The sequence below is a fragment of the Actinoplanes sp. ATCC 53533 genome, assembly GCF_003947245.1.
On sequence record NZ_QHHV01000098.1, the window covers coordinates 25,984 to 35,002 of the forward strand.

7 protein-coding genes and 1 pseudogene are annotated in these 9,019 nt (G+C 72.4%); 6 read left to right on the top strand and 2 right to left on the bottom strand.

Translation table 11 applies throughout. The features are described 5' to 3' along the window. Nucleotides 1-37 precede the first annotated feature (37 nt). The 4 genes from DMB66_RS62785 to DMB66_RS29135 all read left to right on the top strand — a co-directional run bounded on the left by DMB66_RS62785 (nucleotide 38) and on the right by DMB66_RS29135 (nucleotide 5,380). Nucleotides 38-2,167: a Daple gene (locus tag DMB66_RS62785; RefSeq protein WP_233624910.1), complete on the top strand. Its 2,130-nt coding sequence runs from the start codon at nucleotides 38-40 to the stop codon at nucleotides 2,165-2,167. Continuing rightward, the gene (locus DMB66_RS29125) at nucleotides 2,167-3,159 is read left to right on the top strand and encodes an alpha/beta fold hydrolase (protein ID WP_125807316.1); all 993 of its coding nucleotides are present in this window, start codon (nucleotides 2,167-2,169) and stop codon (nucleotides 3,157-3,159) included. The genes DMB66_RS62785 and DMB66_RS29125 overlap by 1 nt, the downstream gene beginning before the upstream one ends. Nucleotides 3,160-3,223: 64 nt before the next feature. Further along, a complete protein-coding gene (locus DMB66_RS29130) occupies nucleotides 3,224-4,075 on the top strand; it encodes a DUF3152 domain-containing protein (protein WP_125807317.1) in 852 nt (283 codons plus the stop codon). 99 nt (nucleotides 4,076-4,174) lie between these two features. Continuing rightward, nucleotides 4,175-5,380 carry an Ig-like domain-containing protein gene (locus DMB66_RS29135; protein WP_158647398.1) on the top strand — a complete coding sequence of 402 codons (1,206 nt, stop codon included), beginning with the start codon at nucleotides 4,175-4,177 and terminating at the stop codon, nucleotides 5,378-5,380. Nucleotides 5,381-5,498: 118 nt separating this feature from the next. Here the strand turns inward: DMB66_RS29135 and DMB66_RS29140 are convergent, their stop codons facing one another. Then, entirely contained in the window at nucleotides 5,499-6,107 is a 609-nt protein-coding gene (locus DMB66_RS29140) for a class I SAM-dependent methyltransferase (protein WP_199752673.1), read from the bottom strand. A 213-nt stretch (nucleotides 6,108-6,320) separates the two neighbouring features. Further along, on the bottom strand, nucleotides 6,321-6,965 hold the full coding sequence (locus tag DMB66_RS62790) for a hypothetical protein (protein ID WP_199752674.1): 645 nt from the start codon (nucleotides 6,963-6,965) through the stop codon (nucleotides 6,321-6,323). A gap of 352 nt (nucleotides 6,966-7,317) precedes the next feature. On the opposite strand from DMB66_RS62790, the gene DMB66_RS29150 reads away from it, so the two are divergent. Together DMB66_RS29150 and moeB are read left to right on the top strand one after the other, a co-directional pair. Then, entirely contained in the window at nucleotides 7,318-8,142 is an 825-nt protein-coding gene (locus DMB66_RS29150; RefSeq protein ID WP_125807322.1) for a DUF3152 domain-containing protein, read from the top strand. 44 nt (nucleotides 8,143-8,186) lie between these two features. Further along, nucleotides 8,187-9,019: pseudogene (moeB, locus tag DMB66_RS29155) on the top strand (molybdopterin-synthase adenylyltransferase MoeB); the annotation flags it as partial.

The following is a 9,019-nucleotide window of genomic DNA, read 5'->3' on the forward strand; positions in this document are numbered from 1 at the left end:
GCACCCGGTTGAACGGCTGGGCAGCTCGGGAGAGCCCGTGGTCCAACGCGGGCGCCGCTCTCGACCCGGACAGCGACGTGCCCGCCTGGCGTCGGCCCGGCACCGAGGTTCGTCCTTTCACGCAGGAACGGCCCCTTCCGGCGGACCCTCCTTCGGGGGAGATCCGGCCCTTCGCGACGCCGCCGCCCCCGCCGTCCTTCGCGCCGGCGCCCCCCGACGGGCCGGCAGTCCCGGATCGAGAACGCCGCCGCCCCCCGGCTGGTCGGACAGCCGCGCCCGCTATCAGGACCTGCTCGCCCACCTGTCGCCCAACGGCAGCGAGCCCCGGCAGAACGAGCCGCCGCGGGCCGCTGAGCCGCCCCGGACAGCACCGGCACGGCCGGATCCGCTCTCGCCCGAGCTGCTGCGGCCGGAGGCGCAGGAGACCACCGAGCTGCGCGCGGTCAACGGGAGCCTGCCGGCCAGCGCGCCGCCATATCCGTACGAGGGTGATCTGGACGATGCCCGCCGCGAGCCGCCGCGCCCACCGATCGGCCAGCAGCGTGCGGCGGTGCCGGCCGAGCGGCCCTTCCCAGCGGTACGCCCGGCGACTCCCGGCGGCCGCCGGGCCGACTGGACGACGGCCGAGTCCGCCCGGCACGCGCTGAACTCGGCGACGCCGATGGCGGGCCTGCCCGACCTCAACCCGCTGGTCGCTACCGACGAGTCACGTTCCGGTGATCAAGGTCTGGCCCGGCCGTCGTACGATCCCTCCAGCTTCCCTCGCCGGCTGCCGTACGAGCCTGCCGACACTCCTGCCGGCTATGCCCAGCCTTTGGCGTTTCCCACCGGTGACCCCGGTCCGGGCGAGCCGTCCTTCGCCGCGTTGCCGCAGCGCGTACCGGCCGAGCCGGACGTGCCCACCGTCCCGGAGCCGCCGTCCGTGGAGCCGCCCGCCGAGACCCCCGCGCTGGCCCGCATCGCGACGCATCTGCGCCGCGGCGACGTGCTGTCGGCGCAGGAACGGCAGGAGGGCTTCGACGTGAACGCCATCCTCGCGGCCGTCCGCGAGGTCGACGGGGTGCGCGACGCCTCGCTGCGCTCGACCCCGGCCGGCGCGCACAGCCTGCGGCTGGACCTGTCCGAGGGCGCCGACCCCGCCGAGGTGAGCCGCCAGGTCGCGCGGCTGTTGCAGGACCGGATGGGCCTGGACGCCGCGATGAAGGGTGCCACCCCGCTCGGCGGCGGCGCCCAGTCCTTGGCCCCGGCCCCCCGCTCCGCCCCGCCCGCGCCGACCCCCCTGTCGCCGGCGCCACGGTCGGCCCCGCCGTCCTACTCGGCTCCGGCTCCGGTGTCGGCGGCCCCGGCGGCTCCCGTCTCTCCGCCACCGGTCGCCCCGGCGTCGGCGCCGCCGGCCCCGGCAGCGCCGTTCGTGCCCAGCCAGCCCAACCCGGCCGGCCGGCCGACCGGCGGCAGCTCGTCGCCGGCCCCGGCCCCGGGGAGCTACTCGCCGGGCCCGCGGCCGGTTCCGGGCGCCGGGGGCACGCTGCCGGCCTCACGGTCGGTTCCAGGCTCCGGCGGGTTGTCGGCTTCGCGGTCGGCTCTGGGCTCCGGGGGTTTGTCGTCGGGCTCGCGGTCGGGCCCGGCTTCCGCGGGCCTGTCGTCCTCGCGTCCGGGCACGGCGTCCGGGGGCCTGTCGTCGGCTTCGCGACCGGTTCCGGGTGAGGCGCCGACCAGCGTCGAGCCCGCGCCGCCGCGCCCGCTCGACATCGGTGAGCGGCCGGGCCCGCGGGTGATGATCGAGAACGTCCGGGTCAACACGTTCGGCACCGAGGCCACGGTCGAGGTGCAGCTCACCGTCAACGGCGAGGTGGCGTCCGGGGATGCCACCGGGCCCGCGGTCGACGGTTACCTGCTGCGGCTGTGCGCGCTGGCCACCGCCGGCGCCGTCGACGAGCTGCTGACGACCTCCGACCACGCGGACGGCCCGGCGAAGTGCTTCGTCGAGCACGCCGCGGCGGTGCAGTTCGGCTCGATGCAGGTCGCCGTGGTGGTCATGCTGCTCTCGGTCGGCGGCTGGGTGGAGCAGCTGTCCGGCTCCGCGGTGATCACCGGTGACGACCGGCACGCCATGGTGCGCGCCACACTCAACGCGGTCAACCGCCGCCTTGAGGCACTGTTGTCCTGATGAAGGGTGCGATCCTCGCGGGAGACGACCTCCTGCCTCCGGACGGCGCGGTGCCGCCGCCGTGGCCCGCCCGCCGGGTCGTGATCGACGGCGCGATGCTGCACGTGCGCGACACGCCGGCCACCACGCCGGAGGCCGAGCCCGCCGTCTACGTGCACGGCCTGGGCGGCTCCTCGCAAAACTGGACCGATTTCGCCGGCCTGCTCGCGGACCGGCTCGACGGCCAGGCCGTCGACCTGCCCGGCTTCGGCTACAGCGACCCGAGCCGGCGCTACTCCATCGCGGCATTCGCCGACAAGCTGATCGGCTACCTGGAATATGCCGGCCGCGGCCCGGTCCACCTGATCGGCAACTCGCTCGGCGGCTCCATCTCCGTGCGCGTGGCGGCGCTGCGCCCCGACCTGATCAAGACCCTGACGCTGGTCTCGCCGGCCATGCCGTTCCTCGACCCGCGCCGGACGGCACAGGGGCCGGTGCTGCCGCTGCTGGCCCTGCCGCGCGCCGACCGGCTCCTCGCCTGGGGGATGGCCCGGCTGACCCCCGAGCAGATGGCGCAGCAGGTGCTGCTCGCCTGCTTCGGTGACACCACGAAGGTCAGCCCGCAGCGCCGCGCCGAGGCCATCGAGGAGATCAAGCTCCGATACACCGTCGAGCATTACTCGAAGGCATACCTCGGGACGTTGCGCGGGCTGGTGTCGAGCTTCCTCCGGGCGTACCTGCCGGGGGTGAATTCGCAGTGGCGTCTCGCCGCGCGGATCACCGCGCCCACCCTGGTGATCGGCGGCCTCCGGGACGAGCTGGTCGACCCGCGGGTGCCGGCGCAGGTCGCCAAGGCCGTGCCGGACAGCCGGCTGCTGGTCCTGCCGGGCGTCGGCCACGTCGCCCAGATGGAGGTCCCGCGCCTGGTCGCGAGGGCGGTCGTCGGCATGCTCGCGGAGGTGGGTGCCCCGGCCGGACCGGAGGGCGCGCGCCGGGTGTCGCCACCGGCGTGAGCCAGGTCGCCCGGACGCCCGGCGGGGAGGACAGCGCCGGGCCGCTGTGGCACGCTGGAAATCAATGATCGATTCGCGGGTGCCCAAGGCAACCGCCGACCCGACCGCGAGCCGGGGTGGTCGGCGGCGCCGCTGGTGGCCGGTGGCCCTGCTCGTCGCGCCCCTGCTGGTGACCGCGGGGCTGCTGCTGCCCGCCGACCCGGTGCCGGTCTCCGCACCCGAGTCGGTGCCGCCGCCGGCTGCCGCGCCCGCCGCGGTCGCGCCGGCGCCGCCGATCTCGGCGACCTCGGCTACCGCGCCGCAGGACCTGTTGCTGCTGCCGGGCCGGGTGCCGACCAAGGGCACGGGCCGGTTCACGTACGCGGCCGGGCGCGGCAAGGTGCTGGGCAGCGCCGGTCTGCTGCGGCGCTTCCACGTCGCGGTCGAGAGGGGCGCCAACGAGGACCCGGCGGTGTTCGCGGCGCAGGTGGAGGCGACCCTGGGCGACAAGCGGAGCTGGATCGGCGACGGCAGGCTCCGGCTGCAACGGGTGTCCGGCATCGAGCAGGCGGACTTCACGGTGTACCTCGCCACCCGCGACACGGCGGGCCGGATGTGCCGCATCGGCGGGGTGAACATCACGGTGAACGGCCGGCCGTACACGTCCTGCCGAGCCACCGGCCGCGTGATCATCAACCTGGACCGCTGGCGGCTCTCGGCGCGGCCGTACCTGGTCGCGAAGGTGCCGCTCACGATCTACCGGCAGTACCTGATCAACCACGAGACCGGCCACGAGTTGGGCCACCACCACGAGGGCTGCCCGAAACCCGGCGGGCCGGCGCCGGTGATGGTGCAGCAGACCCTGACGTTACGGGGATGCGTGCCGTACGCCTGGCCCCGCCGCGGCAACCAGCGCTTCGAGGGCCCGTCCCGCTGAGCCCGCACAGCCGGGCAGGTGCCAGGGCGCAGGCCGGATCGGGGCCACCGCGTCGTGTTCCCCGGCCTTATGATCGTCGTGATCATCGATGGGGGACAAGTGAACAGACGACTGGCAGCCGCCACCACGGCTGTGTCGGCCGCGTTGGCGGCAACCATGTGCGTGCCGTCGCCGGCGCGGGCCGCGGACGCGCCGATCATCGACATCGGCATCGCCGAGGGTGCCATCGTCAACGGGCCGATCGTGTTCCGGCCGACGGTCGCCGACGGGGCCGACATCACGGCGATCCATATCAACGCGGTCGCGGGCACCTTCGGGGACCTGTCCCAGGGCGACTATGCGGCGCCGTGGGAGCTGCACTGGGACCCGCTGAACTTCGGGGATCAGGACGTGACCCTCTCCCTGATCGCGGTCGACAGCGCCGGCAACTGGACCGAGACCGACCCGGTGACGGTCTATGTCGACCGGTGGGGCCCGACGTACCGGTTCGAGAACTACCCGGCGGAGCCGGGCTGGGGCGGCTGGTACGTGAGCGTCCGCCAGCCACTCAGGATCAGCGCCACCGACCGCGCCGGCCTGAACAGGGTCGAGCTGCTGCAGAACGGCAGGCTGGTCCGGACCGTCGACCTGGGCAACAAGACCGCCGGGAAGGTGGCACTCGCGCTGGACCCGGCCACCAAGAACGGCGTCGTCACGCTGACGATCCGCCTCGTCGACCGGTTCGGCAACGTGACCTCGAACGACTTCACGGCAACCGTGGACATCACCCCGCCGACCGGGGTCTTCCGACCGTCGGGCACCCTCCTGCGCGGCACGTTCACCGCCTGGCCCTACGACCTGCATGACAACGTGTACGTGCGGTCCATGGCCAGCTACCTCGACGACCACAAGGGCGGCGGGGCCACCGACCGGTCCCCGCTGAGCGTGCGCGTCAACAGCCGCGCGGTGAAGGACGGCAAGCACACGCTCTCCTTCGAGCTCACCGACCTGGCCGGCAACACCGGCGTGGTCCGGCGGACCGTCTACATCGACAACACGGTTCCGTCGATCGCCGTGACCAAGGCGCCGAAGAACAAGGCCAAGCTGACGAAGAAGGTCACGCTCAAGGCGAAGGCGAGCGACAAGTACGGCGTGGCGAAGGTCCAGCTGCTCGTCAACGGCAAGGTGGTCGCGACGGACGTGAAGGCCGGATACCAGTTCACGCTGAACCCGAAGAAGTATGGCAAGAAGTTCACCGTGCAGATGCGGGCGTACGACAAAGCCGGCAACGTGCGGTCCTCCGCGAAGCGGACCTATCGCCGCTAGCGGAGTCGCTCACCGAGCGGGATGGCGATGCCGGACGGGATCCGCAGCACGGACCTGCCGGCCGTCATGCTGCGGATCTCCTACCGAGGAGCGAGTGCGGATGACGTGCCGGCCCGGCTCATGGTTCGGCTACGACCGCCGCGATCGCGGCGAGCGGCCGGTGGGTGCCATCGCTGGGCCGGTGCTGGCGCTCGACTTCCGTGAAGCCGGCCCGCGTCAACCGCGCGGACAATTCGTCAGCGGGCCAGCGATAGGCCGTCGCGACCTTGTGGTCGAAGGCGGCGACCTCGTCGCCGTCGAAGAAGCCGATCACCAGCGGGCCGGCCGGTGCCAGCACTCGCCGGAACTCGGCGAGGACCTCGTCGAGGTCGTGCGGCGGAAGGTGGATCAGCGAGTACCAGGCCAGGATGCCGGCGATGGAATGGTTCTCGACGTCGAGGCTCGTCAACGACCCGAGCTGGTAGTCACCGGTCGGGTGGGTGGCCTTCGCGTGGGCGATGAACTCGGGAACCATGTCGATCCCCAGCGCGTCGACGCCGAGCGACCGCAGGTAGCCGGTGATATGGCCGGGTCCGCAGCCCAGATCGAGCACGTTGCCAGGCTTGATCGACAGATGTCGCTCGATGAGGGCGAGGTCATCGGCATGCACCTGCTGGCTCGTGCCGAACAGCTCGATGTAGAGGCCTGCGACGGAGGTGTACGCATCCCGCACCTGCTCCACGTTCACCGCGTGACTATATGTCCCGATCCCAAGCGGATCGCCGCGCCCCGGGTGTGCCGTCACGGGCGGAGTGGGACCCTCTGGGTGCTTCTCTCTGGGCGTGGGGCCGAAACGCCGTTGGCTGACGTCCGGGTCTGGCACTCTGGCTTGTGTCATGGCAAGGGCGCCAAAGGATTCCGTAGATCCTCGGACCGCCGCTGAGGATCCCGCCGTCGAGAATCAGCCGACGGCGGTCTCCCGGCATGTCGACGCGGCGCCGGGGACCCGGTCCAGAGCGTCCGACGGTGCGAAGGTGGCACCTGCGAAGGCGGCCGTGACAAAGACCGCGGCAGCCGCGAAGAGCGCGACGGCGAAGCGGGCCGCACCTGCGGATCCCGCCCCTGCGAAGAAGGCAGCGGCGAAGAAGGCAGCGGCGAAGAGAGCGCCTGCGAAGAACCCAGCGACCAAAGCGGCGCCTGCCAAAGCGGCGCCTGCCAAAGCGGCGCCTGCCAAAGCGGCGCCTGCCAAAGCGGCGCCTGCCAAAGCGGCGCCTGCGAAGGCCGCAACTGCGAAGGCCGCGCCCGCGAAGGCCGCGAAGGCCGCGCCCGCGAAGGCCGCGAAGGCCGCGCCTGTGAAGGCCGCGAAGGCCGTCCGGACCCCGATGGCCTCCCGCGCGAAGGTCCGGACCGAGGCGGCAGCCACGACCGACGAGACCACCGCGATCGACACCGCCCTGTCCGTAGCCGCAGGCAGCGCCGACACCACGGAAGCCATCGGCCATGCGGATCCCGCGAACACCCCGGCGGCGGCCCAGCGCCCCGCCCGCCGCAGGGCGATCCGACCAGCGAACGTGGCCGCCGCGAGCCAGACCGCCGGGAGCACCACAACGGCTACCCGACCCTCTTCCACCACCCGCCCATCGGCCGGCCCGACGGAGGCTCCGCACCGACCGGCGGAACCGGACGCATTGTGCCCACCGGTGGAAACGCCCCACCCGCCGGCCGCGGTCAGGACCGCGGGAGCCGTCTGGCCTCCCGTCCCGGAAGCCACAGCCTTCCAGCCCGCCGAGACGGCCGCCCCGACGATCCAACCCGCCAGGGCGGCAGCTCAAGCCCCGGCCGCCCCGCCTTCCTCCGTCTTTCCGGAGGGCTTTCTGCCGTCACTCGGCCCGATTCTCGTACCCGCGTCGGCCGGCACGCCCGCCGCTGCCGCCCGTACCCGGGTCACCGAGACGATCATGCAGCTGCCGGATGCCGGCGACGGCATCGACCGGGCTGCCCCGCTGCCCGCCCCGCCAGCCACCTGGCGGTACCGGAAGCGCCGCCGCGCCGTCGTCCTGCTTTTCCTCGTCCTCGCCGTCATCGTCCTCCTGGTGGGCCAGATCTTGCGCGACGACGAAACCGCCGAGGCCGTGCCGCAGGAACCGGTGGCCGCCGGGCCGCCCGTCAAAGCGCGAGTCAAAACGCCAGCCGAAGCGAGGCGCAAGGCGCCGGGCAAAGCACCTGCCGCCGGGTTCGCGTTCACCGGTGGCTACGGGCCGGTGCTCGGCAGCACCGGCACGCTGCGGCGGTTCAAGGTCGCGGCGGAGAGGCGGCTGCGCCCGGGCGACGGCCGGGACTTCGCCGACGAGGTCGATCGGATCTTGGGGGATTCGCGGAGCTGGATCGCCGGGCGGCAGTTCCGGTTGCGGCGTGTGCCGGCCTCGGCCGCCGCCGAGTTCACCATCTATCTGGCCTCGGCCGGTGCCTCAGAGAGGATGTGCGCCGCCGGCGGCCTGCGGACCGAGGGCTTCACCTCGTGCCGGTTACCCGGTCGGGTGATTATCAACAACGACCGGTGGGTGGGCGCGGTGCCCGGCTACGGCGCGCCGCTGGCGGTCTATCGGGCGTACGCGATCAACCACGAGGTCGGCCACCAGCTCGGCCACGGCCATGAGGCCTGCGCCGGCCGGGGTGAGCCCGCGCCGGTCATGATGCAGCAGACCTTCGGGCTCAAGGGGTGCGTCGCCAACGCCTGGCCGTACCTGCGCGGCGAGCGGTACGCCGGTAACCCCGTCAGCTGATCGTGAATTCCCTCGTCCCGCATGTCGGGCCGGTGTTCCACGTCATGTCCATTCCGCCAGCCGACGAGCAACAATGGGTGGCACACCTACCGTCGATCCCGGGGAGTTCACCGTGTCACTGCCCCCGCTCGTCGAGCCGGCCGCCGAGCTGAGCATCGACGAGATCCGCCGCTACTCGCGTCACCTGATCATCCCCGACGTCGGGATGGACGGGCAGAAGCGGCTGAAGAACGCCAAGGTCCTGGCCGTCGGCGCGGGTGGTCTCGGCTCTCCCGCCCTGCTCTATCTGGCCGCCGCCGGCGTCGGCACGCTCGGCATCATCGACTTCGACACCGTCGACGAGTCCAACCTGCAGCGCCAGATCATCCACGGCATGTCCGACCTGGGCCGGCCCAAGGCCGAGTCCGCGGCCGACAGCATCCGGGAGATCAACCCGCTGGTAAACGTGGTCATCCACAACACCGCGCTGGACCGTGACAACGTCAAGGAGATCTTCAGCCAGTACGACCTGATCGTCGACGGCACCGACAACTTCGCGACCCGTTACATGGTCAACGACGCCGCGGTGCTGCTCGGCAAGCCGTACGTCTGGGGTTCGATCTACCGCTTCGACGGCCAGGCGTCGGTGTTCTGGGAGGAGCACGGTCCCTGCTACCGCTGCCTCTACCCCGAGCCGCCTCCGCCCGGCATGGTCCCGTCCTGCGCCGAGGGTGGCGTCCTGGGCGTGCTCTGCGCGTCGATCGGCTCGATCCAGGTCAACGAGGCGATCAAGCTGATCACCGGCATCGGCGAGCCGCTGGTCGGCAGGCTGATGGTCTACGACGCCCTCGAGATGGAATACCGCAAGATCAAGGTTCGCAAGGACCCGAACTGCGCG